This is a genomic window from Ensifer adhaerens (assembly GCF_002007205.1).
Taxonomy (GTDB): Bacteria; Pseudomonadota; Alphaproteobacteria; order Rhizobiales; family Rhizobiaceae; genus Ensifer; species Ensifer adhaerens_D.
Map to the genome: position 1 here is coordinate 866,826 of NZ_LAZS01000006.1, position 25,055 is coordinate 891,880.

31 protein-coding genes are annotated in these 25,055 nt (G+C 64.4%); 19 read left to right on the forward strand and 12 right to left on the reverse strand.

From position 1 onward, the window contains the following. Positions 1 to 33 precede the first annotated feature (33 nt). Entirely contained in the window at positions 34 to 507 is a 474-nt protein-coding gene (locus tag XB14_RS16830) for an Lrp/AsnC family transcriptional regulator (protein WP_077962709.1), read from the reverse strand. Positions 508 to 714: 207 nt separating this feature from the next. Here XB14_RS16830 and tatA point away from each other — a divergent pair, with 207 nt between their 5' ends. From tatA to XB14_RS16855, 5 genes are all read left to right on the forward strand, one after another. Continuing rightward, the gene (gene tatA / locus XB14_RS16835; protein ID WP_077962710.1) at positions 715 to 1,884 is read left to right on the forward strand and encodes a tyrosine aminotransferase; all 1,170 of its coding nucleotides are present in this window, start codon (positions 715 to 717) and stop codon (positions 1,882 to 1,884) included. 8 nt (positions 1,885 to 1,892) lie between these two features. Next, positions 1,893 to 2,525 (forward strand): YitT family protein, encoded by a 633-nt coding sequence (locus XB14_RS16840; protein ID WP_143348408.1) that lies wholly within the window; start codon positions 1,893 to 1,895, stop codon positions 2,523 to 2,525. Between the two features lie 116 nt (positions 2,526 to 2,641). Further along, entirely contained in the window at positions 2,642 to 2,986 is a 345-nt protein-coding gene (locus XB14_RS16845; protein WP_077962712.1) for an ArsC family reductase, read from the forward strand. A 21-nt stretch (positions 2,987 to 3,007) separates the two neighbouring features. Beyond that, on the forward strand, positions 3,008 to 3,481 hold the full coding sequence (ybaK, locus tag XB14_RS16850) for a Cys-tRNA(Pro) deacylase (RefSeq protein WP_077962713.1): 474 nt from the start codon (positions 3,008 to 3,010) through the stop codon (positions 3,479 to 3,481). A 146-nt stretch (positions 3,482 to 3,627) separates the two neighbouring features. Next, entirely contained in the window at positions 3,628 to 4,179 is a 552-nt protein-coding gene (locus XB14_RS16855) for a dual specificity protein phosphatase family protein (protein ID WP_077962714.1), read from the forward strand. Between the two features lie 290 nt (positions 4,180 to 4,469). Here the strand turns inward: XB14_RS16855 and XB14_RS16860 are convergent, their stop codons facing one another. After that, positions 4,470 to 4,922 (reverse strand): MarR family winged helix-turn-helix transcriptional regulator, encoded by a 453-nt coding sequence (locus tag XB14_RS16860; RefSeq protein ID WP_234804061.1) that lies wholly within the window; start codon positions 4,920 to 4,922, stop codon positions 4,470 to 4,472. Between the two features lie 84 nt (positions 4,923 to 5,006). On the opposite strand from XB14_RS16860, the gene XB14_RS16865 reads away from it, so the two are divergent. From XB14_RS16865 to XB14_RS16875, 3 genes are all read left to right on the forward strand, one after another. Then, a complete protein-coding gene (locus tag XB14_RS16865) occupies positions 5,007 to 5,678 on the forward strand; it encodes a glutathione S-transferase family protein (protein WP_143348410.1) in 672 nt (223 codons plus the stop codon). Positions 5,679 to 5,773: 95 nt separating this feature from the next. Then, positions 5,774 to 6,652 (forward strand): MBL fold metallo-hydrolase, encoded by an 879-nt coding sequence (locus XB14_RS16870; protein WP_234804071.1) that lies wholly within the window; start codon positions 5,774 to 5,776, stop codon positions 6,650 to 6,652. Between the two features lie 87 nt (positions 6,653 to 6,739). Further along, entirely contained in the window at positions 6,740 to 7,993 is a 1,254-nt protein-coding gene (locus XB14_RS16875) for an aminopeptidase (protein WP_077962718.1), read from the forward strand. Positions 7,994 to 8,081: 88 nt separating this feature from the next. Here the strand turns inward: XB14_RS16875 and XB14_RS16880 are convergent, their stop codons facing one another. From XB14_RS16880 to XB14_RS16890, 3 genes are all read right to left on the reverse strand, one after another. Then, a complete protein-coding gene (locus XB14_RS16880) occupies positions 8,082 to 8,480 on the reverse strand; it encodes a VOC family protein (protein WP_077962719.1) in 399 nt (132 codons plus the stop codon). Between the two features lie 21 nt (positions 8,481 to 8,501). Further along, positions 8,502 to 9,134 carry an RNA polymerase sigma factor gene (locus tag XB14_RS16885; RefSeq protein ID WP_234804062.1) on the reverse strand — a complete coding sequence of 211 codons (633 nt, stop codon included), beginning with the start codon at positions 9,132 to 9,134 and terminating at the stop codon, positions 8,502 to 8,504. A 73-nt stretch (positions 9,135 to 9,207) separates the two neighbouring features. Then, positions 9,208 to 10,086, reverse strand: coding sequence for an EamA family transporter (locus tag XB14_RS16890; RefSeq protein WP_077962720.1), 879 nt, complete (start codon positions 10,084 to 10,086; stop codon positions 9,208 to 9,210). A gap of 101 nt (positions 10,087 to 10,187) precedes the next feature. Between XB14_RS16890 and XB14_RS16895 the strand changes: the two genes are divergently transcribed. Beyond that, positions 10,188 to 10,670: a MarR family winged helix-turn-helix transcriptional regulator gene (locus XB14_RS16895; protein WP_077962721.1), complete on the forward strand. Its 483-nt coding sequence runs from the start codon at positions 10,188 to 10,190 to the stop codon at positions 10,668 to 10,670. Positions 10,671 to 10,676: 6 nt separating this feature from the next. On the opposite strand, the gene XB14_RS16900 is transcribed toward XB14_RS16895, so the two are convergent. From XB14_RS16900 to XB14_RS16910, 3 genes are all read right to left on the reverse strand, one after another. Beyond that, a complete protein-coding gene (locus XB14_RS16900; RefSeq protein WP_077962722.1) occupies positions 10,677 to 11,267 on the reverse strand; it encodes an NAD(P)H-dependent oxidoreductase in 591 nt (196 codons plus the stop codon). Positions 11,268 to 11,332: 65 nt separating this feature from the next. Further along, positions 11,333 to 12,937 carry an exodeoxyribonuclease VII large subunit gene (gene xseA, locus XB14_RS16905; protein WP_077962723.1) on the reverse strand — a complete coding sequence of 535 codons (1,605 nt, stop codon included), beginning with the start codon at positions 12,935 to 12,937 and terminating at the stop codon, positions 11,333 to 11,335. 73 nt (positions 12,938 to 13,010) lie between these two features. Next, positions 13,011 to 14,828: a hypothetical protein gene (locus tag XB14_RS16910; protein WP_077962724.1), complete on the reverse strand. Its 1,818-nt coding sequence runs from the start codon at positions 14,826 to 14,828 to the stop codon at positions 13,011 to 13,013. A gap of 140 nt (positions 14,829 to 14,968) precedes the next feature. On the opposite strand from XB14_RS16910, the gene XB14_RS16915 reads away from it, so the two are divergent. From XB14_RS16915 to XB14_RS16930, 4 genes are read left to right on the forward strand one after another with little or no spacing between them, the layout of a single operon-like run. Continuing rightward, positions 14,969 to 16,030: a glycosyltransferase family 2 protein gene (locus XB14_RS16915; protein ID WP_077962725.1), complete on the forward strand. Its 1,062-nt coding sequence runs from the start codon at positions 14,969 to 14,971 to the stop codon at positions 16,028 to 16,030. Next, positions 16,027 to 16,731, forward strand: a complete 705-nt coding sequence (locus XB14_RS16920) for a class I SAM-dependent methyltransferase (RefSeq protein ID WP_077962726.1) — start codon at positions 16,027 to 16,029, stop codon at positions 16,729 to 16,731. Before XB14_RS16915 ends, XB14_RS16920 begins: the two co-directional genes overlap by 4 nt. Positions 16,732 to 16,734: 3 nt before the next feature. Next, positions 16,735 to 17,103, forward strand: a complete 369-nt coding sequence (locus XB14_RS16925; RefSeq protein WP_234804063.1) for a transporter — start codon at positions 16,735 to 16,737, stop codon at positions 17,101 to 17,103. A gap of 24 nt (positions 17,104 to 17,127) precedes the next feature. Then, complete coding sequence (locus XB14_RS16930; RefSeq protein ID WP_077962727.1) at positions 17,128 to 17,337, forward strand: hypothetical protein; 210 nt, start codon at positions 17,128 to 17,130, stop codon at positions 17,335 to 17,337. A gap of 4 nt (positions 17,338 to 17,341) precedes the next feature. Here the strand turns inward: XB14_RS16930 and XB14_RS16935 are convergent, their stop codons facing one another. Beyond that, positions 17,342 to 18,121, reverse strand: a complete 780-nt coding sequence (locus tag XB14_RS16935) for a helix-turn-helix domain-containing protein (protein ID WP_077962728.1) — start codon at positions 18,119 to 18,121, stop codon at positions 17,342 to 17,344. A 78-nt stretch (positions 18,122 to 18,199) separates the two neighbouring features. Here XB14_RS16935 and XB14_RS16940 point away from each other — a divergent pair, with 78 nt between their 5' ends. Further along, a complete protein-coding gene (locus XB14_RS16940; RefSeq protein ID WP_077962729.1) occupies positions 18,200 to 18,667 on the forward strand; it encodes a hypothetical protein in 468 nt (155 codons plus the stop codon). 74 nt (positions 18,668 to 18,741) lie between these two features. Here the strand turns inward: XB14_RS16940 and XB14_RS16945 are convergent, their stop codons facing one another. Next, the gene (locus tag XB14_RS16945) at positions 18,742 to 19,728 is read right to left on the reverse strand and encodes a Gfo/Idh/MocA family protein (RefSeq protein ID WP_077962730.1); all 987 of its coding nucleotides are present in this window, start codon (positions 19,726 to 19,728) and stop codon (positions 18,742 to 18,744) included. Positions 19,729 to 19,928: 200 nt separating this feature from the next. On the opposite strand from XB14_RS16945, the gene XB14_RS16950 reads away from it, so the two are divergent. Together XB14_RS16950 and XB14_RS16955 are read left to right on the forward strand one after the other, a co-directional pair. Continuing rightward, positions 19,929 to 20,879, forward strand: a complete 951-nt coding sequence (locus tag XB14_RS16950) for an aldo/keto reductase (RefSeq protein ID WP_077962961.1) — start codon at positions 19,929 to 19,931, stop codon at positions 20,877 to 20,879. A 19-nt stretch (positions 20,880 to 20,898) separates the two neighbouring features. After that, the gene (locus tag XB14_RS16955) at positions 20,899 to 21,372 is read left to right on the forward strand and encodes a GNAT family N-acetyltransferase (protein WP_077962731.1); all 474 of its coding nucleotides are present in this window, start codon (positions 20,899 to 20,901) and stop codon (positions 21,370 to 21,372) included. On the opposite strand, the gene XB14_RS16960 is transcribed toward XB14_RS16955, so the two are convergent. Both XB14_RS16960 and XB14_RS16965 read right to left on the reverse strand, forming a co-directional pair. Continuing rightward, positions 21,324 to 21,959 (reverse strand): hypothetical protein, encoded by a 636-nt coding sequence (locus tag XB14_RS16960; RefSeq protein ID WP_077962732.1) that lies wholly within the window; start codon positions 21,957 to 21,959, stop codon positions 21,324 to 21,326. The genes XB14_RS16955 and XB14_RS16960 overlap by 49 nt on opposite strands. A 91-nt stretch (positions 21,960 to 22,050) precedes the next feature. Beyond that, positions 22,051 to 22,941 carry a LysR family transcriptional regulator gene (locus XB14_RS16965; RefSeq protein ID WP_077962733.1) on the reverse strand — a complete coding sequence of 297 codons (891 nt, stop codon included), beginning with the start codon at positions 22,939 to 22,941 and terminating at the stop codon, positions 22,051 to 22,053. 239 nt (positions 22,942 to 23,180) lie between these two features. Between XB14_RS16965 and XB14_RS16970 the strand changes: the two genes are divergently transcribed. The 3 genes from XB14_RS16970 (at position 23,181) to XB14_RS16980 (ending at position 25,036) form a co-directional block, all read left to right on the forward strand. Further along, positions 23,181 to 24,176 carry an aldo/keto reductase gene (locus tag XB14_RS16970; RefSeq protein WP_077962734.1) on the forward strand — a complete coding sequence of 332 codons (996 nt, stop codon included), beginning with the start codon at positions 23,181 to 23,183 and terminating at the stop codon, positions 24,174 to 24,176. Between the two features lie 99 nt (positions 24,177 to 24,275). Continuing rightward, positions 24,276 to 24,638 (forward strand): nuclear transport factor 2 family protein, encoded by a 363-nt coding sequence (locus tag XB14_RS16975; protein WP_077962735.1) that lies wholly within the window; start codon positions 24,276 to 24,278, stop codon positions 24,636 to 24,638. After that, positions 24,635 to 25,036, forward strand: coding sequence for a VOC family protein (locus XB14_RS16980; RefSeq protein ID WP_077962736.1), 402 nt, complete (start codon positions 24,635 to 24,637; stop codon positions 25,034 to 25,036). Before XB14_RS16975 ends, XB14_RS16980 begins: the two co-directional genes overlap by 4 nt. The last annotated feature ends 19 nt before the right edge of the window (positions 25,037 to 25,055 follow it).

A 25,055-nucleotide genomic window follows, 5' to 3' on the forward strand; every position in this document is an offset into this window, starting at 1 on the left:
CGGCTTCCGTCCGCATTTTTGTCCAATGCGCACTCATCCCGCCGTGGCGCCCATCATTTTCGGGCTGTCGAGCAGGATCGTCGAGCGCAGCGTCTTGATTTCGGCGATCTGCTCGAACTCGCTCCAGAGCAAGCGCTTGTAATCCGCGACGTCGCGCACGGCGATCTTCAAGAGGAAGTCGAAGTCGCCGGCGACCGTGTGGCATTCCACCACCTCCGGCATGCGCGAGACCAGCTCGATGAAGCGCTGGCCGACCTTGCTGGCGGTCCGCTCCAGCGTCACCTCGACAAAGGCCTGGAAGCCTATGCCGGCTGCCTTCGGATCGACGACCACCGTCTGGCGGATGACACCGGCCGCATAGAGCCGGGCAAGGCGGCGCGACAGCGGCGCCGGCGACAGACCGACTCTCGCCGCAAGCGCATTGTTGCTCAAGGACGCATCTTCCACCAGCAAACGGATGATCCGCCGGTCGATCTGGTCCAGTTCCATCGCCATCTTTTCAACCATCGTCCAGCTCCCACGCGCAAATCAGCAAATGAATTGCAGAATTTTGCGCAAATAGCACGCTGTCGTTATTGTCTCCGTGGCAAAAATCCCATCGATTTTGCGCCTTTGCTGACTTAAGAAGGAAGCCGCAGGGCAGCCGGAGGAACGGCGGCCGGCAGGCTTCTCGGCCAACTTCGCATCGCTGCCACTCAAGGGGGAATTTCCGGCATGTTCGACGCTCTGACCCGACAACCCGACGATCCGCTGCTGGCCCTGATCGGGCTTTACCGCAAGGACGAGCGCCCCGGAAAGGTCGATCTCGGCGTCGGCGTCTACCGCGACGAAACCGGCCACACGCCGATCTTCCGCGCCGTGAAGGCAGCGGAGAAGCGTCTGCTCGAAACCCAGGACAGCAAGGCCTATGTCGGCCCCGAAGGCGACCTCGTCTTCATCGACCATCTCTGGACGCTGGTTGGCGGCGATGCCGTCGATCGCAGTCATGTTGCCGGCGTGCAGACGCCGGGCGGTTCCGGTGCCCTTCGGCTCGCCGCCGATCTCATCCACCAGATGGGCGGCAAGCGCATCTGGATCGGGCTGCCGAGCTGGCCGAACCATGCGAGCATCTTCAAGACGGCCGGACTTGAGCCCGCCGGCTACCCGTTCTTCGACGTGCCGACCCAGACCGTGCTCTTCGACACTATGATGACGGCGCTCCAGGGTGCCTCCACCGGCGACGCCGTGCTCCTGCATGCGAGCTGCCACAACCCGACCGGCGGCGTCATCACGCAAGCGCAGTGGATGGAGCTTGCCGCCGTCATCGCCGAGCGCGGCCTGCTGCCGCTCGTCGATCTTGCCTATCAGGGCTTCGGCCGCGGCCTCGACGAGGATGTCGCCGGGCTCCGCCACCTGATCGGCGTCGTGCCGGAAGCGCTGGTTGCCGTCTCCTGCTCCAAGTCCTTCGGTCTTTATCGCGAGCGCGCCGGCGCGATCTTCGCGGTGACGACCTCGTCCTCTTCGGCCGATACGGTCCGCTCCAACCTCGCCGGCCTTGCCCGCACCAGCTACTCGATGCCGCCGGATCATGGCGCGGCGATCGTGCGGATGATCCTTTCCGACGCCGAGCTCAAGCGTGACTGGATGGAAGAGCTCGAAACCATGCGGCTGCGCATCACCAACATTCGCCGGGCACTCGCCGAGGGCCTGCGCGACCGCTGGCAGGCGCTGGGCGCCGTCGCCTCACAGGAAGGCATGTTCTCGCTGCTACCGCTCGCCGAGGCCGACGTCATGCGGCTTCGAAACGAGCACGGCGTCTACATGCCCGGTTCCGGCCGCATCAACATTGCCGGCCTGAAGACGGCGGAAGTCGACGGCGTCATCGCCAACTTCAAGAACCTCTGAGGACCATGATGGCCGAGCGCAGCATCGACGCGACAGAAACCCCGACCGAACGCCATCGCCTCTATGAGGACGCGCTGGCGATTTTGACGGGCACGCTGATCATGTCGCTCGGCATCATCATCTACAGCAAGGCGATGCTGCTCACGGGCAGCACGTCCGGCCTGGCGCTGCTTCTGCAGTATGCGACCGGCGCAGAGTTCTGGCTGGTCTTCTCTCTCGTCAACCTGCCCTTCTACGTGCTGGCGGTCAGAAGGCTCGGCTGGATGTTTGCGCTGCGAACCTTCATCGCCGTCAGCCTGGTGTCGCTGTTCTCGCGGCTGACGGCCGGCTGGGTGGAGATCGCCCGGCTCGACCCGATCTATGCGGCTGTCGTCGGCGGTGGCCTGATGGGCATGGGCCTGTTGATCCTCTTTCGCCATCGCACCGGGCTTGGCGGCATCAACATCGTCGCGATCTATCTCCAGGAAAGGTTCGGCATCCGTGCCGGTTACTTCCAGCTTGCGGTCGATCTCGCCATTCTCGCTGCCGCCTTCTTCGTACTGCCGCCATCGAACCTGGTGCTTTCGGTGATCGGGGCGGCGGTCGTCAACATGACGCTGGCGATCAACCACAAGCCCGGCCGCTACGCCGGCGTGACCTGACAAACGAGCGCTCTTCCCTCCCGCGCATCGGGCGGCTATCACTCCCGTCACTCTTTGAAATCGTGTGATTCCGGTCGGCTTTCCGGACTGAGCGATGACGACGTTGGAGCATGGCAATGACGGTTACGATTTACGGCATCAAGAACTGCGACACGATGAAAAAGGCGCGAACCTGGCTCGACGGCCGCGGCATCGCCTATCGCTTCCACGACTACAAGGCCGAGGGCATCGACCGCCCGCATCTCGAGCGCTGGTGCAAGGAGGCCGGATGGGAAACGGTGCTGAACCGCGCCGGCACGACCTTCCGCAAGCTGGACGAGGCCGACAGGCAGGATCTCGACGAACAGAAGGCGATTGCGCTGATGCTCGCCCAGCCCTCGATGATCAAGCGCCCGGTGCTCGAATCCGGTGGCAACCTGCTGATCGGCTTCAAGCCGGATCTCTACGAGGCAGCGCTGTAGCGCCGGATCCGGAGCCCAACGATGTCGAAGACAACGCGCGCCACGCAGATGCTTTCGAAGGCCGGTGTCGTCTTCAGCGTGCACAGCTATGACTACGATCCCAACGCCGAACGGGTCGGCCTCCAGGCGGCAGAAGCGCTTGGCGAGGATCCATGCCGGGTGCTGAAGACGCTGATGGCTGAGGTCGACGGCAAGCCGGTCTGCTGCATCGTGCCCTCCGACCGCGAAGTGAGCATGAAGAAACTGGCCGCCGCCTTCGGCGGCAAGTCGGCCGCGATGATGAAGCCGGCCGATGCCGAGCGACTGACCGGCTACCATGTCGGCGGCATCAGCCCGTTCGGCCAGAAGAAGCTGGTTCCGACGGCGATCGAGGAGGCGGCGCTTGCGGAAGCGCAGGTCTATATCAACGGCGGACAGCGCGGGCTGCAGGTGCGGCTTGCACCGCGCGACGCTCAGGCAGCGCTGAAAGCAAACGCGGCACCGCTGATCGCCTGAAACAGCCGCCATCAAAACATCACAGATGCCTAATACGTGCCGAATAGCCGGGGCAAAAACTGTGCAGCAATCGCAGGCACACCCGCGCACGAACGCGTCGGATCTGTCTCATGGCATCTGCAGGATTTCTCACCGCGAAGCGTCTAATGAAACGCCTCGCCGCCGGCGGCGTCGCGCTCGTTTCGGCCCTGGTTCTCTATCTCGTGGGCCTGCAGTGGACCGGCAATTTCCACACGCTCGTGGCCGGTGAAGTCTACCGCTCCGCTCAACCGACGCCGGAAGCGATCGCCGGCTATTCCAAGGCCTACGGCATCCGCACCATTCTCAACCTGCGCGGCGAGAAGCCGGGCGAGCGCTGGTATCGCGACGAGGTCGCCGCTGCCGAGCGCAACGGTATCCGGCTCATCAACTTCCCCATGTCCGCCTCGGCGGAGATCGACCGCAAGGAAACCGATGCGCTGATGGCGATCCTCAGGGACGCACCGAAGCCGCTTTTGATCCACTGCAAGGCCGGGGCCGACCGCACCGGGCTCGTCTCGACGATCTACCTGCAGCAGATCGCCGGCGTCGACGAGGAAACGGCGGAGTGGCAGCTTTCGCCGCTCTACGGCCATGTCGCCATTCCCTATCTCTCCGGTACCTTCGCCATGGACGAGACCTGGGAAGCCCTCGAGAAGTCGTTCGGGCTCAGCAGCTAGGCGCATCTTGCTGAGGTCGACACTCCGCTGAACTGCCCCTCATCCCGCTGCCGCGACCTTCTCCCCGCGAGCGGGGAGAAGGGAACTCGTGGCGACTGATCGCCTCGACAACGGCCACCTCTGTTTACCGTGATGGCGGCTCGTTCTGTGACGGCGCCTGCGTTTCGACAACACTGCGAGGGGCACGTCCCCTCTCCCCGCCTGCGGGGAGAGGGTTAGGGTGAGGGGCAAACGTGCGTGGAAGTCGCGACCCAACGTCCACGGCGACGCTGTTCGGCGACTGAAACGCTCTAAAGCTTCGCCAGCAGCGCCGTCAGTTGCCGCGCCTCCGCCTCGCTCAGTCGGGCGCCGACATGGGCTTCGATCGATGGGCCATAGGTCAGCCACATGCGCGCGCGCATCGCCCGGCCAGCCTCGGTGATCACCACCCATTGACCTCGGCCGTCGGCGTCGAAAGACTCTCGGCGAACCAGGCCCTCCTTCGCCAGGCGGTCGATCAGCCGGGAGAGGTTGTACTGCGCCAGCAAGGTGCGCGCCCCGATCTCGAAAGGCCGCAGCCGGCCCCCTTCCGCCTGAACCAATTCCCACAACACGTCGTACCAGCCAAGCGGCGGCAGACTGGCTGCCTTGAAGTCCGTTTCGATCCGCGCAAGCACGCGTTCCCGCGCCCGCATCAGCCCGATCCAGGCTTCGGTCGTTTCCGGTCCGGGCCGCATTGCGTCGTTTTTCGTCCTGTCAGCCATAGATGCAATTACATCCATCTTGAAAGTCGAAGCAAGCCCACATACATGCATATGCATCTATCTTGCTTCAATCGGGAGATTGCCATGCTTACCCTCGTCAGCCACCATCTCTGCCCCTATGTGCAGCGCGCCTCGATCGCGCTCGACGAAAAAGGCGTCCGTTTCGAGCGGACCTATATCGACCTCAAGGCCAAGCCCGACTGGTTCCTGAAGATCTCGCCGCTCGGCAAGGTGCCGCTGCTGCAGGTGCCGCAGCAAGGCGGCGAGACCGTGCTGTTCGAGAGTTCGGTTATCGCCGAGTATGTCGAGGAGAGCCAGGCCGGCCCGAAGCTTCATCCTGAGGACGCATTGGAGCGTGCCCGCCATCGCGGCTGGATGGAGTTCGGCTCGTCGACCCTTTCGGATCTCTGGGGTTTCGAGACCGCCCGGGACCAGGAAACCTATGAACAGAAACGCACGACGCTCGCCGCGAAATTTGCGACCATCGAGGCGGCGCTCGGCGACGGTCCCTACTTCGCCGGCGCAAGGTTTTCGCTCGTGGATGCGGTCTTTGCGCCGATCTTCCGCTATTTCGACCTCTTCGATACGCTCGCCGATCACGGCATCTTCGTCGGGCTCGATCGTGTCGGTGCCTGGCGCACGGCGCTCGCCGCTCGGCCAAGCGTCAAAGCGGCCGTGACGCCGGACTATGGCGAGCGGCTGATGGTTTTCCTCAGGGAGCACGACGCCTATCTGCTGCGTGCCCGGCAGGCGTAAACCGACGGGCGCGGGGTCATGCCGTCCTTCAGTTTGGCGCGCACCTGCTCTATGACAGGGCGCAATCCATGCCGGAGGAGCGCCCTGTGACGGACATGACCTCGACCCTGACGATTCTTGAGCCCTACCCCGGCGTCTACGCCTATTATGACGGGCGTGTCGCCGGAGTGCGGCTGCATTCGGAGGCGCCGAACTGGCTCGATGACGGCGCCTACGAACTCGGCGTCGCCTCCTACGCCATCGTCGATGGCCACGAGGCGCTGGTCTACGATACACATATCTCGCTCGACCACGCCCGGGCGATCCGCACGCACCTCGAAGGCCTCGGCGTCACCGCGATCGGCGTCGTGCTCAGCCATTGGCACAAGGACCATGTGGCCGGAAACGCGGTCTTTGCCGATTGCGAGATCATCGCGCTGAAGCTGACGGCGGAGAGACTTGAAGAAAACCGCGAAAAGATCGAAGCGGCGTCCCCGCCGATCCAGCCTCTTGTCATGCCCAACCGAGTGTTCGAGGCGACGCTTGCACTGACCGTCGGAAAGCGCCGGGTAGAACTGCATCACTTCGCCATTCACAGTGCGGACGGCAACGTGATCTGGCTGCCCGAGGAGAAGGTGCTGCTTGCGGGCGACACGCTTGAAGACACCGTCACCTATATCAGCGAGGCCGATCAGACGGCAACGCACATCGCGGAACTGAAGCGCCTGCGGCAATGGCCGGTCGAAAGGATCCTGCCGAGCCATGGCGACCGCGACCGGATCGCCGCAGGCGGTTACGGACCGGAGCTGATCGATGCCAACAGGCGCTACATCGAGCGGCTGACGCATGCGATCGCGACCGGCGCCCCCATCGACACGCTCAAGGAATTCGCTGCCGATGAGATCGCCTCCGGCGCGATCCTCTATTTCGCGCCCTATGAGGCCGTTCACCAAAGCAATGTCGAGCGGGTGCATTCTGCCCTTAGCGCGCGCTGATTGAAACGAACCGCTGGCGCTCAGCCTTCATTTTCGCCGCAAAGCGCTCTAAGTCTTCTTCTTCCGATTAAAAAAGACAGGCAGATCATGACCTATCCCGCCAATACGCCAGATCCGATCGACCCGGTGAAACTCGACAAGCTCGCGGAAGTCGCGATCCAGGTCGGCCTGCAGCTTCAGCGCGGCCAGGACCTGGTGATGACGGCCCCGGTGGCGGCGATGCCGCTCGTTCGGCTCATCACCAAACACGCCTACAAGGCCGGCGCCGGCCTGGTGACTACGCTCTATTCGGACGAGGACACGACGCTTTCGCGTTATGCCTACGCGCCGGATGAAAGCTTCGACCGGGCGAGCGACTGGCTGTTCAAGGGCATGGCCGACGCCTTTGCCGGCGGCGCTGCGCGACTTGCGGTCTCCGGCGACAATCCGATGATGCTCTCGGCTCAGGACCCGGCCAAGGTCGCGCGCGCCAACAAGGCGAACTCGATCGCCTACAAGCCGGCGCTCGAAAAGATCTCGAACTTCGACATCAACTGGAACATTGTCTCCTACCCGAACCCCAGCTGGGCGAAGCTCGTTTTCCCGAATGATCCGGAAGCGGTTGCCGTCGAGAAGCTCGCCAACGCCATCTTCGCCGCCTCGCGCGTCGATGTCGCCGACCCGGTCGCCGCCTGGAAAGAGCACAACACCAACCTCGCGCGGCGCTCGGCCTGGCTGAACGGCGAACGTTTCGCGGCGCTGCACTTTACCGGCCCCGGCACCGACCTGACCGTGGGGCTTGCCGACGGTCACCTGTGGTGCGGCGGCGCGTCGGAAGCCAAGAACGGCGTCACCTGCAACCCGAACATCCCGACCGAGGAAGTCTTCACGACGCCGCACGCACTGCGCGTCGAAGGCCACGTCTCCTCGACCAAGCCGCTGTCGCACCAGGGCACGCTGATCGACAACATCCAGGTGCGCTTCGAAGGCGGCCGGATCGTCGAGGCGAAGGCTTCGCGCGGCGAGGAGGTATTGAACAAGGTGCTCGACACCGACGAAGGCGCACGCCGGCTCGGCGAAGTGGCGCTGGTGCCGCATTCCTCGCCGATCTCGGCAAGCGGCATCCTGTTCTACAACACGCTGTTCGACGAAAATGCCTCGTGCCATATCGCGCTCGGCCAGTGCTATTCCGGCTGCTTCGTCGACGACACCAAGCTGACGCCGGAACAGATCCGCGCCCAGGGCGGCAATTCGAGCCTGATCCACATCGACTGGATGATCGGCTCGGGTGAGGTCGACATCGACGGCGTGCGCGCCGACGGCAGCCGCGTTCCGGTCATGCGAAAGGGCGAGTGGGCCTGATCACGGCGCTCCCCGGTCTCGTCCGACCTGAAAGACTTGTGGCCGCCGCAACAGATGCGGCGGCCTTTTCTTTGGAGGAGATGGCCCGTCAGCCGTTGACGGCCCGCTTCAGGCGCGGCCTTTCCGCCGACTGGTAGAGCGACAGCACGTGGCCATCCGGATCAGCGAATTCCGCCGACCAGCCACCCGGCGCGTGGCTCACCGGCGTGACGATGGTGGTTCCCTTTTCAGCGAGGCCGGCGACCACATCGTCAATGCCGCCTTCGGGGAGATCGAACACGATGATGGGTGAATTGCCGGGCTTGCTATCCACGACGAAGAAGATCAACTCGACTTCGTCTTCTATCTTCGCCATCAGCCAGGCCCCGGCGTCGTCGTCATCCATGCGCTGCACTTCAAGTCCCAGCACGTCGCGATAGAAGGCCTCCGTCCGGTCGAGATCCGATATGTAGTAGCAGATGGCCCCGATACGTGGTTTCGACAGCATTGGTTGCTCCCTTTCTGTTTGTTACCCCGGCTTGTTGCCGCCGGTTGATGTTTCGTGAGGCGCGCGCGCAGAAAAATTGATCGCGAAGAGATGACCGTCCGGATCGTGGCTGGAGAACGCGGCGCGGCCCTTGCGCGTCACCGGCAGCAGAGACTGGCGGATACGTCCGCTATCCAAGGGGTAACGCAGCCCGGTCAGTTCGCGGATGGGCTCGGCGTGGCCGGCGTCACGCCAGGCACGGCGCAGCATCAGGATGCGCTGGCGCAGTGCCTCGTCGGAAATGCCGAGGAGATGACGGATCTCGGGACGGTTGTGACCGGTGATCGCGAGCAGCATCACGATCCGGAGGCTGGGCGCCAGCGTCGCCGCAAAAGCCATCGGAGCATCGGAGCGCACATCCTCCTCGGCTTCCGGCAAGTCTAGCTGCTGCTCGCGCCGGAAGCGTCGAGCCGCCGTTCGCGCATGCATGGCCGCGAGCTTGCGGACGACGCCGCAGAACCAGGCGCGATCGCCAACGGCCGGAAAACGCCCTGCCTTGAGCGCCACGATCAGCGCCTCATGCAGCAAATCCTCCGCTTCGGCGGCACGGCGGGTTTGCCGTCTGGCGAAACGGAGGAGATCGGAATAATGCGCCGGCGTCAGGTGCTCGGTCATTGCGGCACGCGCTTCTTGAGAGTTGAGGTCCCGGCAATGTGAAGCGCATGCCCAGTGGTTGCAAGCCCTGCTTTCAGGCGCGGGCCGGTCGCACCTTGGGGGTGAACTGCGCCCGCTGGCTGAGCCAGACGCTGGCGAAGACCACGAGGATGCCGAGCGCCTGGACCGGCGTCAGCTGCTCGCCGAGCACGCCCCAGCCGAGCAGGATGGCGACCACAGGGCTCAGGAAACCGAGCGGCGAGACGGCCGACGGTTCGAGGCGCGAGAGGCCGCGGAACCAGAGCAGATAGGTGAAGGCGGCGCCGATCAGGCCGAGATAGGCAAGTCCGAGGATGTTGGCCGTGGTCAGCGGCGGCAGCGACGGCTCGAAGAACAGCGCCACCGGCACGAGCAGCAGGCCGCCGGCTGCCAATTGCCAGGCGGTGAAGGTGAGCGGCGGCACCGGCGGCGCCCAGTGGCGGCTCAGCACCGTGCCGAAGGCCATGGAGACGGCGCCCGAGAGACCGGCGAACACCCCGAGCGGATCGAGCTTGGCGCCGGGCGTCAACACCAGCAGGGCGACACCGAAAATACCCGCGAGGCCGGCAACGACACTGAGCAGGCGGATCGGCGAACCGAGGAAGACACGCGACAACAGAATGACGATCAGCGGCTGGACGGCGCCGACGGTTGCGGCAACGCCGCCCGGCAGCCTGTAAGCCGAGACGAACAGCATCGCCCAGAAGAAGGAGAAGTTGAGCGCGCCGAGCACGAAGGTCCGCGGCCACCAGATGCCTTCCGGCAGGCGCCGGACGATGAGCAGCAGGAGCAGCCCCGCCGGCAGCGCGCGCAACAGGGCGACCGTCAAGGGATAACCGGCCGGCAGAAACTGCGTGGTGACGAGATAGGTGCTGCCCCAGATGGCCGGTGCTAGCGCGGTCAGGGCAAGGTCGATGCTGCGGTTCGAACTCATATCTCCACCTCAAGAATCTCTACATCAAGATAAATCAAACTTACCATGGTTTATCTCTACGTCAAGATACTCTATGCTGAGAAAAACAATGGAGGGACCTGATGGATCGCGTCGACAGGATATTGGCCCAGTGGAACCGGGAGCGGCCGGATCTCGACGTGTCGGCCATGGGTCTGCTCGGCCGTCTCTCGAGGCTCTCGGCACATATCGCCCGGGAGATCGACAAGAGCTTTTCCGAACGTGGCCTCAACGCCTCGAGTTTCGACGTGCTGGCAACGCTTCGCCGGTCGGGGCCACCCTATCGGCTGTCGCCCAGCGAATTGCTGGATACGACCATGGTCAGCTCCGGCACCATGACCAATCGCATCGATCAGCTGGAGAAGGCGGGGCTCGTCGAACGGATCGCCAATCCCGAGGACCGACGCAGCGTGATCATCGCGCTCACGGAAGAAGGCCTGCGCCGCGTCGACGAAGCGGCGACCGCGCATGTGGCGAACCAGCATCGGGTCGTTTCCGAGCTCTCGCCCGAGGAGCGCCTGGTGCTCAACGCACTGCTGCGCAAATATCTCGCCGCGTTCGAATAGCCGCGATCACAGACTGGAGGCAAGCCGGCGGACACGCTCCAAATGCGCCTTGCGCTTGGCGTCGGTCGCCCGGTCCATATCGTGCAGCGCGAGCATGCGGAAGTTCAGCCCCTTGGCGCAGAAGGCAGCGATGCCGCGCTTCAGCAGCCGCTTCACCGGATTGCCCATATAGAGATGCACCACCCACCAGGGCGAGCCGGTCGTCGTCAGCGCCCAGAAGAGCCTGATGTTGTGAAGCCGCGGGATGATGCGACCGCCGGCCGGGTCGTTGTCGAAGGCGACGCCCGGCGCAAAGACGCGGTCGAAGAAACCTTTCAGGATCGCCGGAAAATTGAACCACCATTGCGGGAAGACGAGCACGAGCCCTTCGGCCGCCTGCAGCCGGCCGATCCAATCTGCCGCGCCCGACCGATCATAGGCGTCGCTGAAGTAGCTGCCGCGCTCGGCGACGGTGAGACGCGGATCGAAGTCTTCGCGATAGAGATCGAGCAAGTCGACCGAATGGCCATTCGCCTCCAAAGCCGCGCGCGCTTCACGCGCCACACTGGCGGCAAAACTGTCTTCGAGCGGGTGAGCAAGCACGAGCAGGATACGCATGTTTCTCCCTATCGCCCAGGTGGGCCACTGAGACTCTTTACCGGATTCGGTTGTCGTGCGGCGGCCTAGAACAGGCTGCCCTGCTTCGGCGGGTTGCCCGAGGGCTCTGCGGGCTTCGTCTGTTTCTTGCGCGGCGCCGTCGACGAGGAAATAGGCTCGCTCTCGCCTTCCCCGGCAATGGCTGACACGCGACCGTCGGCAAATTCCAGGCTCAGCGCCATGCCCGGGGCAATCGCCGCAGCCTGGCGCACCGGGCCGCCCTCGCCATCCCGGACCAGCGCAAAACCGCGCTGCAGGACGTTGCGGTAGGAGAGCGACTGCAGGATGCGGTCCTGGGCGACGATGACACTGCGCAGGCGGCGAACGTCGGCGCGTACCGCGGCGTCGGACCGGGCGGCAAGCCCTGCGACACGATCGGATGCGCGATGGATCTGGCCGAGGAGGCGCGACGGCAGCGCGCGCAGCGCGGCATCCGCCGCCGAGATCCGCGCCTCGCCGCGGTGCACCTGCCGTTCGACGATGCGCTCGGCCTTGTTCATGGCATCGGCCAGGCGCTGACGGCGCTCGGAAAGCTTGCCCTTCAGAAGATCGGCGCGCAGTTCGGCAGAGACCCGCTCGAACTGGCGGCGCTTGTTGGCGGTGTTCATCGTGAGGCCGCGCCCGAGACCGAGGGCTGCCTCGTCGAAACGACGTCGTGGCAAGGCGAGCAACTGATCGAGCGAGGGCAGCGCCCGCGCCAGCGAACGCACCGCCTGGCGGCGATTGTCCATCTGGCGCCCCATTGCCGACTTGAGGCGTGCGGAGAGACCGGAAACTCCTGCCTCAAGATCGGACCGGACCGGCACCGCCATTTCGGCAGCCCCCGTCGGCGTTGGCGCCCGCTGGTCGGCGGCGTAATCGATCAATGTCCAGTCGGTCTCATGGCCGACGGCCGAAATCAGCGGGATATCCGAGGCGGCCGCGGCGCGAACGACGGCCTCGTCGTTGAAGCCCCAGAGGTCTTCGAGGCTGCCGCCGCCACGCGCGACGATCAGCACATCCGGCCGCGCAATCGGCCCACCCGGCTCGATCGCGTTGAAGCCGCGGATGGCCGCCGCCACCTCGTCGCCCGAGCCATCGCCCTGCACCCTGACCGGCCAGACGACGACATGAACGGGAAAGCGATCGGCGATGCGGTGCAGGATGTCGCGGATGACGGCGCCGGTCGGCGAGGTCACGACGCCGATCACCTTAGGCATATAGGGCAGCGGTCTCTTACGATTGGCGTCGAACAGCCCCTCGGCGGCGAGCTTGCGCTTGCGCTCTTCGAGCAGCGCCATCAGCGCACCGGCGCCGGCAGGCTCCATCGTTTCGATGACGATCTGGTACTTCGAAGAACCGGGAAAGGTCGTGACCTTGCCGGTTGCGATGACCTCCATGCCCTCTTCCGGGCGGAAACGCAGGCGCGAGAAAGTGCCCTTCCAGATCACCGCGTCGATGCGCGCCCGGTCGTCCTTGAGCGCGAAATAGGCATGGCCCGACGAATGCGGTCCGCGATAGCCGGAGATCTCGCCGCGCACACGCACCTGGTCGAAGGCCTGCTCGACCGTTCGCTTGATCGAGCCCGAAAGCTCGGACACCGAGTATTCGGTGAGGTTGCTCGGAGAATCGCTGTCGAAGAAAGAGGCCATAGCCTCTTTTACCGCACCCTTCGCCGAAGGCCAGCACATCGATCGTGCTTTCCACGCGCCAAAGGCATGGCGCTCAAGGTGTCAGCACATAGAGCCGGATGGGCGAGTCTGGCGAAACCGGTAGCGGCGAGAGGAACGCCGGCACGCGTCCGGCGGCCAGTTGAGCATAGAGGCCGTCGGGAGCGCGGGCGGCGATCACTTGGGTTTGAACCTCGCGCGCGCAGAAGGCAAGTACCGGTCGCCCGAGCTGGCGCAACATGACGCCGGCCGCTTCGGGCTCGGCGAGGCCGATCTTCAATTCCTGAAGCAGGCCGCCGGAATTGCGGTGATAGGGCGCACTGAGCACACGGTGTCCGGTGCGGCGAAGGAGCGTCGCGCCGATATCCGACGGCCCGACGACCAGCGACGGCGCCAGCCCCTTGAGATCGGCAAGCGCCCCCTCCGTCAGGCACGCCCCGCCGTTCGTGGTTGCGGTTTCCGCGACCAATCCCCCGATCCCCTTTGCGGCGAGTGTGCCGGCAACGGCCCACGTCGCCGGAACCGAAATGAGCAGCGCGCCGACATAGAGGAGAGAGGCGCGCGTGCCGGCCGTGCCGCCGTTGGAGCGAGCGCGGAGGTCGGCAAGCAAAAGCGCGATCGGCACGATGGCCAGCAGGTTGGAGAATGCCATCCCGCGCACCTGGACGAGCGCGATCGCCAGGCTCGAAAGCACCAGAGCGAGGAGAACGAGATTGAGGCCGGCCCTGTCACGGCGCCAGATGCGCCAGAGGCAAATGGCCGAAGCAAAGGCGCCGGTGAAATAGTAGGCGCCGATATTGGCGGGCTCCTGCGCGGCGATTGCCGCGAAGGAACGGGCTTCGGTGACATGATCGAGCCATAGCTCGACGAGCAGGGGATCAAGGCTAGCCAGCGGATTGCCGAGGCATTGCGGCGCCACAGCCAGCGCAACCGCGGCGACACCGACGCCGCAGAGAACGAGCGCCCCGAAGCGCATCGCCGGAGTGCTGCGACTTGCCGTGGCGGCAGCAAGCGCCAGCAGCACGCCTCCCGTCAGCGCCAGCGAATAGAAGGCAATCGAGAGATTGTCGCAGGTCGCGACGAAATAGAGGCGCGGCGGCACGGTCGCAAAGAAGATGGCGCTCAGGCCGGCTGCCAGCGACAGGCCAAAGGCGACGGTCGCGCGCGACGCCGGTTGACCCACCCAGAGCCATTGGCAGGCAACGATCGCGCAGACGACGGCCACGAGCGGCGTCGTTTCGGCACCGACAGCGATGGCGAGAGCGGCCGCCATTCCGGCAAGCGCGTAGCCTGCGGCACGATAATGCCGATCGACGAGCATTGCCGCCATGACGGCGGCAAGCACCAACTGCAGATTGTGGTGATCGATCGCGCCCCCGAGGAAACGGTTCGACGTGGCGATGAAGATCACGGTCAGCCCGAGGCAGAAGTGCATGGCGGCGGTGCCGCCTGCGCGGCGCCCGGCCAGCCCCATGGCCGCCAACAGCAAAACCGCCAGCGAGATCGGCCAGATCGCCAGCGCCAGGACCTCCGCCTGTATTGCGCCGACAAGGGGCCGGAACATGGACATGAGCCCGGCGATCGGCAGGTCGACCAGGCGCGACCAGTGCATCAGCGTTCCGCCATCGAGCCCCAGGCGGACCTGCGTCAGGTCGAACCAGCTCTGGCCGGCGAGAAGGTCGCGCACCTCGACCAGGCGCATGGCATCGTCATTGTCGCGACCAACGTAATCGGACGCCCTCAGGAACTGGACGACGAGGAAAAGCACGGTGGGCGCACCATAGGCGAGCAGCATCCAACGCAGGCTCGACCAGAGCTGCCTTTGCCTCCCTATCGCTGCCATTTCCGGTAGTGCCGCCGTGCCGCTCGACATAGGTTCCCGCCCCTCTCGATCCCGCGGGCATGCTACGCCAGCGCGATCAAGAAAGCGTAAAGCGCGAAGCGGCAAGGCCGGGCCTGTCGGCCGTCCCGTGCGGCGCACCTTGGCGTCTTGTTAACACCCTGATGCCTAAGATGGCGCAATCCAACACGAACCGAGCCTTCAGGATGTTCGAACGCTTCAACGTCGCCGTTCTCTTGCCTTGCTACAACGAAGCCTCGACCATCGGGCAAGTGGTCCAGGGCTTCCAGGCGGCGCTGCCGGCGGCGCGCATCTACGTCTACGACAACAACTCGACCGACGGCACGGCACTGAAGGCGATGCTTGCGGGCGCGACGGTCGTGCGCGAGCGCCGGCAGGGCAAGGGACATGTGGTGCGCCGCATGCTCGCCGATATCGACGCCGACATCTATGTGATGGCGGACGGCGACAGCACCTATTGCCCGACCGATGCGGAAGACCTCGTGCGCACCCTGATCACCGAGCGCGCCGACATGGTCGTCGGAACGCGACGCGGCGTTCACGACGACGCCGGCAGGCAGGGGCATGCGCTCGGCAACAGGCTCTTCAACCTGCTCTACCGCTCGATGTTCGGTACCGACTTCAACGACATCTTCTCCGGCTACCGGGTGTTCTCGCGGCGCTTCGCCAAGAGCTTTCCGGCCGTTTCCAACGGCTTCGAGATCGAAACGGAAATGTCGGTGCACGCCTCCCGGCTGAAACTGCCGGTCGCCGAACTCGAGCTCGACTACGGCCGGCGCCCCGAAGGATCCCATTCCAAGCTCTCGACCTTCAGGGACGGCGCAAAGATCCTCTGGACCTTCGTGATGCTGATGAAGGAGACGCGCCCGTTCACCTTCTTCGGCCTCATCAGCCTGATGTTTATGGCGGCAGGCGCGATCTTCATGACGCCGGTCCTCATCGAATATTTCGCGACCGGGCTCGTGCCGCGCATGCCGACCTGGGTGTTTTCCCTGGCGCTGCTTTTGGTGTCGATCATGATGTTTACCGCCGGCCTGATCCTCGATTCGGTGTCGCGCGCCCGCACCGAGCAGCTCCGGCTGCACTATATCGCGACGCCGTTACGGGCTGCACCCCTTGAGCGTTCGAGTGGCGACATCGCCCCAGCCCGGATCGAAGATCAGGAAACCGACTTGCAATCGGCACGGCGGATCGTGCGGGAGCGCCGCGGATGAACCGGGAAACGACCAACCGCATACGCTTCCTCATCGAAGACGTCATTCCGCCTGTTCTCAGGGATTCGCGCCTGTTCAAGGGCATGGCGAGCCTCGCCTGGGGCAAGCACATCGCGCATCTCGCGGAGTTTCGCGCTCGGGCGCCCTTCCTTTCGGCGGGCGAATATGAGGACCTCTACAGGAAGCATCCGCGGGTGCACGAGGGAACGGACAATTCCGAGGCCTGCGTGCGCAAGATCGCGGCGAGTATCGTCGGCAACAGTGTCTGTGATGTCGGTTGCGGAACCGGTGTCCTGTTGAAGCGGATCCGCGCGGCCAGCCCCGCCGTCAAGCGCCTCACCGGCGTCGACTTCGCCATCGACGATGCGGCCCGGATCGAAGGCATCGAATACCACGCGGCGATGATCGAGGACCTGCCCTTTGCGGACGGCGAATTCGACACGGTTGTGTGCACGCATGTGATCGAGCACATCCTCGACTACCGCAAGGCGATCGCCGAGCTCCGCCGGATCACCCGCCGGCGCCTGATCATCGTCGTGCCGCGCGAGCGCGAGTATCGCTACACCTTCAATCCGCACTTCAACTTCTTCCCCTACACCCACTCCTTCCTGCGGGCGATGCATCCCGTTCCGGCCGAGCACAGCTGCATCGATATCGGCCGCGACATCTTCTATTGCGAAGACAGAAATCAGGCGGTGTGAGCCATGGCGATGAACCTCAATCTCGCGCCCACCGTATGGTTCGGACTGTTCTTCACGCCGGTGCTGATTTCGGCCGGGCAGATCCTCTTCAAGCTAACGAGCGCGAAAACCGGGAGCGCCAGCACCCAGAACCTGCTGGCGCTTGCCCTCAGCCCGACCCTGCTGATCGCGCTCGCCGTCTACGGCATCGGCACGATCATCTGGATCTTCACGATCAAGTCGGTGCCGCTGACGATCGCCTATTCCTTCATGGCGCTCACCTTCTGCATCGTGCCGCTGCTTGCCGTCGTCTTTCTCGGCGAAGCGGTGACGCTGCGTTACGCCTTCGGTGCCGCGCTGATCATCAGCGGCATGATCATCATCAACTCTTGAACGGATGGCCAGGATCAGCGCCCCATGATCGTCACTGTTTCCTTCCTGCTCGGCATTGCCATATGCGGCCTCAGATCGGCACGCGCCTGCCTGTTCGCCGGCACGGCGCTGCTGGCGCTGTCTGGTGCCGCCGGCGACTGGATCCAGGCAGCCGCGGCGATCGGCGCCTACAACATGGGCGTCGCGCTGATGCTCTGCGGCGCGATTGCCATCGGCCTTGAGCGCGACCGGTAGTCGCTCATCCCTTCCGCTCGAAGAACAACTTGGTTTCCTCGTCCGCGGGGAAGAAGGACTCGATCAGCACGCCCTCCACCAGCGCATCTTGGGTCGAGCCGAAGGTCTGCAGCGTGGTGATGAAGCTTAAGCGCAGACCGCCGACATCGAGCTCGATCGGCAGCACCGGCAAGCGGTCGGTATCCGGATGGTTCTCGATAGCGCGCGCCACGGCGGGGTTGGACGCGGCCTTCTCCAGGCGCTTGCCGAGGCGGCTGCGCGGTCCCTGCAGCCAGGCTTCCGTGCGCACCCGCTGCACGAGATCGGCGGCCGCGGCCTCCCAATTGACGACCAGCTTGCGCACATTGTCGTTGCCGAGGAAGGTGTCGAGGAAGTTCTCTCCGGGCTGGAACGGAATGTCGGCGGCAACCGCCAGGCTCGCCAGCGCCGGATTGACGACGAGCAGCGTGTACTCGTGGTCGAGCACCAGGCCGGGATAGGGATCGTGGCGCGCCAGGATCAGCCTGATGGCATTGGCAACAACAGGCGGCATGGCGTCCAGTCCCGCGGCGGGCCGTGTCGCCATGCGCGGTCGATAGCCGGCAGCCGAAAACAGCGTGCCCTGGTCACGCGCCGGGATTTCCAGCACCGAGGCCAGCCGCAGGATCATGCCTTCGGATGGTTTCGAGCGGCCCGTTTCAAGGAAGGACAGGTGACGCGCCGAAATGCCGGCGGCGCCCGCGAGGTCGAGCTGGCTCATGCGGCGGTGTCCGCGCCACTCCTTCAGATGTTCGCCAAACTGCATGTGTGGTGATTCTCCGTTTGCCCGGCAGAGTGGCCCGCGTGCTCGGTAAAATCCATTACCTCAGAGGTAATTGGCTTGATGACGTCATCGGCGCAAATTCCGGCCATCGACAAACCGATGGAGCCGACGATGAACCTCTCGAACCGCAGCCTGCTCAACAAGACCTTCCTCGCCGACGGCGTCTTCTCGCTCGTCGCCGGCGCCGTGCTGATCCTCGCAGCGGCGCCGCTTGCCGCGCTGGTCAACGCCGACGCGACGCCCTTCATCACGCCGGTCGTGCTGAAGGCGCTGGGTGCGGGTCTGCTGATCTGGGGTCTGTTCCACCTCTCGGCGGCGCGTAATGGCGGCCCGGTGGCGACAGCGGCGCGCGTAAGCATTGCCGGCGACATGCTCTGGCAGGTGGCAAGCCTGGCACTGCTGCTGTCGGCTTACGCCTCCCTTTCCGCCGAAGGCATCGCCCTCGTCATGATCGGCATGGTCGGCGTTGCCGACTTCCTGTTCTTCAAGCTGCGAGGATTGGCGCGCGAGCGGACGGTGATTGCCTGACGGGGTCGCCTCAAGAATTCGGGAGAGAGGTCCGCCGGCGATGCCGGCGGGCCTTCTCGCATTATTGGGGAGGCTCAGATCGCCTCCCAGCCATCCTTGGCGCTGGCGCGGTAGATCGCATCGATGAATTTCTGGTTGAGGCGCGAGTTCTCGAGCGTCACCACTTCCTCGTCCTCGCCCTTGGCGGCCCGGGCAAAGGCTTCCGCCTGCAGCTTGTACTGGCGCGCATCCTGGAAGCGGAAGAGCTGGGACTGGGCGTGGTTCTGGTTCGTCAGCTCCACCTCCTCGCGGCCGTAGCGGTCGGCGTTGAAGGGCGACTTCACCTCGATGAAGCCCTTGTCGCCATGGAAGACCATGACCTGGCGCGCGGCAAGCTGGGTGGAGATATAGAAACTCAGCTCGAAATCACCGAAATCGGCCCTGACGCTCGAATAGATGTCCGTGCCGAACTCCGGATCGCGATCGGTATTCGCCTGCACCCGCACCGGCTCCTTGCCCGTGACGAAACGCGTGGTGATTGTCGGGTAGACGCCGATATCGGGCAGTCCGCCGCCGCCGAGCGCGGGGATGTTGCGCATGTTGTTGGGGTCGCGATTGAAATAGGTGAAGGCGCCCTGGACGTGCCGCAGCCGGCCGATCGCGCCTTCGGCAATCAGCGAGCGCACCTTGCGCCAGACGGGGCTGTAGGTGACCATGAAGGCTTCGGCGATCAGGACGCCGTTGCGGTCACGCGCGGCGATCAGCTGATCGATCTCCGAGGCGCGAAGCGCAATCGGCTTTTCGCACAGAACGTGCTTGCCGGCGTTGGCGGCCTTGACCGACCATTCCACGTGCTGCGCCGTCGGCAACGGAATATAGACCGCATCGATGACGTCGGATGCCAGCATCTCCTCGTAGGAGCCGAAAGCATGCGGCGCGGAGAAGCGATCGGCCATCGCCCGGGCCCTGGCGAAATCGCGGCTGGCAACGGCTGAAACGACGGCGTTTTCCGCATCCTGAATGGCCGGCACGACGAGATCGCGGCCGATCCGGGCCGTCGACAGAATTCCGAAACGTAACATGGTGGAGCTCCCTGGTTTTTGTCGCCGAGACTAGCGCCGAGGTACGTACCTAGCAAGCGGCAGACAGCAGTTTGGCCGAGAAGGGCGGCATGCAGAAAATTGCCGAAAGGCGGGTGACAATGTCAGCTTTTCTGCCCTATCTTTCCTTCGCAATCCTCCCGATCGCAACATGCCTTCATCCAGTCCAATGGAGCGAAACCATGGAAAAACTGAGACTTGGCCGCACCGACCTGACAATCGCGCCCCTCGTCTTCGGCGGCAATGTCTTCGGCTGGACGGCCGACGAGAAGACCTCTTTCGCGCTGCTCGACGCCTTTTTCGATGCCGGGTTCAACGCCATCGACACCGCCGATGTCTATTCCTCCTGGGCGCCCGGCAACCAGGGCGGCGAGTCCGAAACGATTATCGGCAAGTGGCTGAAACAGTCGGGCCGGTCGCGCGACAAGGCCGTCATCGTCACCAAGGTCGGCTCCGAGCTCGGCCCCGATCGCAAGGGGCTCTCACGCCGCTGGATCCTGCAGGCGGTGGAGGATTCGCTGAAACGGCTCAAGACCGACCATATCGATCTCTACCTCTCCCATTGGCCTGATCCGGACACGCCCTATGAGGAGACGCTTGCGGCCTACGACCAATTGCTGACCGAGGGCAAGGTGCGGGCGATCGGCGCCTCCAACCTGAATTCTCTGCAACTGCGCGAGGCGCTCGACGTTTCCGCCAACCAGGGCCTGCCGCGCTATCAGGTGCTGCAGCCGGAATACAATCTCTACGACCGCGACGCCTTCGAAGGGCCGCTGCGCGATCTTTGCATATCCGAGGAGATCGGCGTCATCAGCTATTTCGGACTGGCCCGCGGCTTCCTTTCGGGGAAATACCGGACGCACAAGGACCTCGAAGGCTCAGTGCGCGGCAGCGGTGTCGAGAAATATCTCGACGGACGCGGCATGCGCATCCTTGGCGTACTCGACGACATCTCGGCCGACACCGGCGCGACCCAGGCGGAAGTAGCCCTTGCCTGGATCCGGACACGCAAGGGCGTCACGGCACCGATCGCCAGCGCCACCAGCCTTGCGCAATTGCAGAGCCTCATTCGCTCCGCTGAACTTGAGTTGTCGGACGAGGCGGTGCGAAAACTCAACGACGTCGGTGAATGACGGGAGCAAAAACAACCAAATGGCATTGACGATACGCGCCGCGACAGGCGGCGACGAGGCGGACTGGCGCCGCCTCTGGGCGGGCTATGTCGCCTTTTCCGGCACCGATCTCGCCGGAGACATCATCGACCTTACCTGGAAGAGGCTGATCGATCCTTCGGCACCGCTCTTTGCGCGGCTGGCGATCCTCGACGCCCAGACGGTCGGATTCGCGATTTTCCAGGAACAGCTCGCGACCTTCTTCCGCCAGCCGATCTGCTACATCGAGGATCTCTATGTCGATCCCGCCGCGCGCGGAAAGGGCGTGGCGCGGACGATGATCGACGATCTCATTGCGCATTGCCAGGACAAGGGCTGGGACCGGCTCTACTGGTACACCGAGGCCGACAATACGACGGCACGGCGGCTCTACGACCGCTACTCCGAAACCGACGAGCACGTGCGCTACAAGGTCAATTTCGGCACATTTCTCAAGTCCGGAAACCCGGCGTAAGCGTCTTCATGACGGCCGGCCTGGTTCGCCATGCCGGCCTTGGTCAAAAGGCCGCGCGGCTGAATGAAACTTGAAATCCGCCGCGCCGGTCGCTCATGCCACTGGATGTTGAAGGCCCAGAGCTTGGGGAAGAAGCAGAGCGACGCGTAGGGCAGATGGTCGTGGATCCACCAGGCGATCGACTGCCAGCCGCCGATTTCGCCGCGCCGGTCCCAGACCCAGGGGATAACGATGCAGGCGGTGGCACCGATGCAGCCGTCGGCGTCGCGCATGTCCCAGATGTGGTCGGCGGCAGAGGCGGCATTGGTCGAGCAGTTGAGACCGTTGGCATTGCCGAAGCCATTGACGGCACGGTTGCGATAACCGGAGCGGATGACGAGACGGCCGAACGTCGCCTCCAGCGGCTCCAACAACTCCTCGCAGAGGCGGCGTCCTGCCTCGATCGCCAGGTCCGGATCATCGGGAATGTTCGGGATGCGGTAGAAATCGGCGATCTCCGAATGCAGGAAATCGCGGAAGAAGAAGTTTCGGGAAAGCCGCACCCGGCCGAGATCTTCAAGGCCTTTCATCGAGCCGGGCTTCTTCATCGTCTTTCCTTCTCGTCTCAATGGACGCGTGGACCAAACCGCAGGTATTCCAGTTCTTGCCCTGCCAGGACACCCGATTTCGCACCGGCGGCTAGCCGCTGTGGCGGAAGAAATCGATGAAGGCGCGCAGCGCCGGCCGCATCTGCCGCCGGCTCGGATAATAGAGATAGGGACCGGCATAGGGTGCGCACCAGTCCTCCATGACGCGCTGCAGCTTGCCTTCGGCGATCGCGGTCTCGACACGGGACAGAAAGAGATAGGCGAGGCCGGCCCCGCCCATTGCCGCCTTGATGATCGGACGGTCCTCGCCGAGGATCAGCGGCCCCTCGACCGATACCGTCAGTTCCTCGCCATCCTTCTCGAACTCCCAGCGATAGAGTGTGCCGTTGGAAAAACGCCGGCGGATGCAGCGATGTGCCGCGAGATCGCGCGGATGCTGCGGCCGCCCATGACGCTCGAAATAGCCGGGTGATGCGACAACGGCGCTTTCGAGCTCCGGCCCGACCTTTACCGCGATCATGTCGGCCTCCAGGCTCTCGCCGAGCCTGATGCCGGCGTCATAGCCCTCCTCGACGATATCGGTGAAACCGTCCTCGTTGGCGATTTCGAGCACGATCTCGGGATAGAGATCGAGGAAGGTCCCGAGCCGCGGCGCGAGAATGAGATCCGCGGCAAAACGCGGCGCGGTGATGCGGAGATTGCCGGCGGGACGCTCGCGGGCATCAGCGGCCGCTTCCAATGCATGGGCGATCTCTTCCAGTGCCGGCGCCAGCCTTTCCAACAAGCGGCGGCCCTCCTCCGTCGGCGCGACGCTGCGGGTGGTGCGTGCCAGCAGGCGAATGCCGAGGCTCGCCTCCAGGCTGCCGACGGCGTGACTGACGGCCGACGGCGCCACGCCGAGTTCCCGCGCAGCGCCGCGAAAGCTGCCATGGGCGGCAACGGCGGCCAATACCGCGAGTTGGGAGAGCTGCGTTCTGTTCATTGATCGAAATAATAGAACAGCCCGTGAGAATTGACAGTGATTTTCAGCCGACGCGTACGGGCCTATTCTCTCTGTGTCGCCAACGTCAGGACGCAGCGAGGATCTCGTCAGCGTTGGCAGAGGGAATCCATCGCTTGGCCACGAAGTGCCGCGACGGACCCAGCCACGAGTTCACGCATTGGACACCAGACGTGCCCTCCCAGCGCGTTTCCGACGCGTATCACCCGAAAGGAAACGACATGAAGACCCGCAAACTCGGGATTGAACTTACCGTCTCCACCATCGGCCTCGGCTGCATGGGCATGAGCTTCGCCTATGGCGCCGCCGACGAGGCGGAATCGATCCGCACGCTTCACCGCGCCGTCGATCTCGGAATCACCTTCTTCGACACGGCCGAAGTTTACGGTCCGTTCGAAAACGAAAAGCTCGTCGGCAAGGCGCTCGGCGCCGTGCGCGACAAGGTAACGATCGCCACCAAATTCGGCTTCCGCATCGAAAAAGGCGTGCCCGCCGCCCAGGCCATCAAAGGCGTCGACGGCCGGCCGGAACAGGCGAAGGCGGTGGCGGAAGCCTCGTTGAAGCGGCTCGGCGTCGATGTCATCGACCTCTACTACCAGCACCGCGTCGATCCCGAGGTGCCGATCGAAGACACTGTCGGCGCCATGGCCGAACTGGTGCGCGAGGGCAAGGTGCGGGCGCTTGGGCTCTCCGAAGCAAGTGCCGCCACCATCCGTCGGGCCCACAAGGTTCATCCGATCGCCGCCGTGCAGAGCGAATATTCGCTGTGGACGCGCGATCCTGAAGAAGAGGTGCTTGCCACCTGCCGCGAACTCGGCATCGGCTTCGTGCCCTACAGCCCGCTCGGACGCGGCATGCTGACCGGCGCCATCCGCAAGGCCGAGGATCTGGAGGCCGACGACTTCCGCCGCTCGCTGCCGCGGTTCCAGGCGGAGAACTTCGATGCCAACGTCCGGTTGGTCGAGACGCTGCAGGCGCTGGCCGAGGAGAAAGGCGTGACCGCCGCCCAGCTCGCGCTCGCCTGGGTGATCAACCAGGGTGACTTCATCGTGCCGATCCCCGGCGCCCGCAAGCTCGACCATCTGGAGCAGAACGCGGCGGCGGCGGATATCAGCCTCACGGCCGACGAGGCTCGCCGGCTCGGCGACACCCTCTCCCCGGCCCTGGTCGCCGGCAAACGCTACACGGACGCCTCGCTGGCGCTGACCAATCGTTGAGCCAAAAATTCTCTCCGCTTCCTGGAGCGGAGAGAATGCCCATCGAAATTCCCGCTGAACGCACTACCTCTGAGCTACAAGCAACCGGGGAGGAGCGGGATGTCCGACGAGCAAGCGATCAGTGCAGTGGTGCACCTCTATGTGGATGGCATGGCCTTTGCCAACGAGGGGGCGCTGCGCAAGGCTTTCCATCCCGATGCCGCGATCATCGGAAACTACAAGGGCGCGCTCGAATGGATGACGCGTGACGGCTTCATCAAGGCTATTCTCGACACCGGCGCTTCGCCGCCCGGCAGCCAGCCGGAAATGGACGTGCAGATGATCGACATCACCGGCGATGCGGCCACCGTGAAAGTCGTCGACAGCTTCGCCGGCGAGCGCTTTTCCGACTATCTGTCGTTGGTCAAGATCGACGGCCGCTGGCTGATCGTCAACAAGATCTACCACCTGCACGCCGGATGACGGAACCGGCACCCGCTCCCCTAACCACGACCGGCCGTCTCATCGCCATCGAGCATGTGCAGCTCGCGATGCCTGAAGGCGGCGAAGACCGGGCGCGCGGCTTTTACGGCGCACTGCTGGGGCTGACGGAGGTTGCCAAGCCGGCCAATCTTCTTGCCCGTGGCGGCTGCTGGTTCGAGCAGGGCAGCATCCGCCTGCACCTCGGCATCGACCGGGAGTTCGTGCCGGCGCGCAAGGCCCATCCGGCCTTCCTGGTCGACGATCTCGAGCGGATGATCCTCAGGCTCGAAGCCGGCGGTGTGGCGATCACCGAGGATGAGCCGCTTGCCGGCTACCGCAGGTGCCATGCCAGCGATCCCTTCGGCAATCGCATCGAACTGATGCAGCGGGCGCAATAGGCCGCAACGAAAAGGGCCG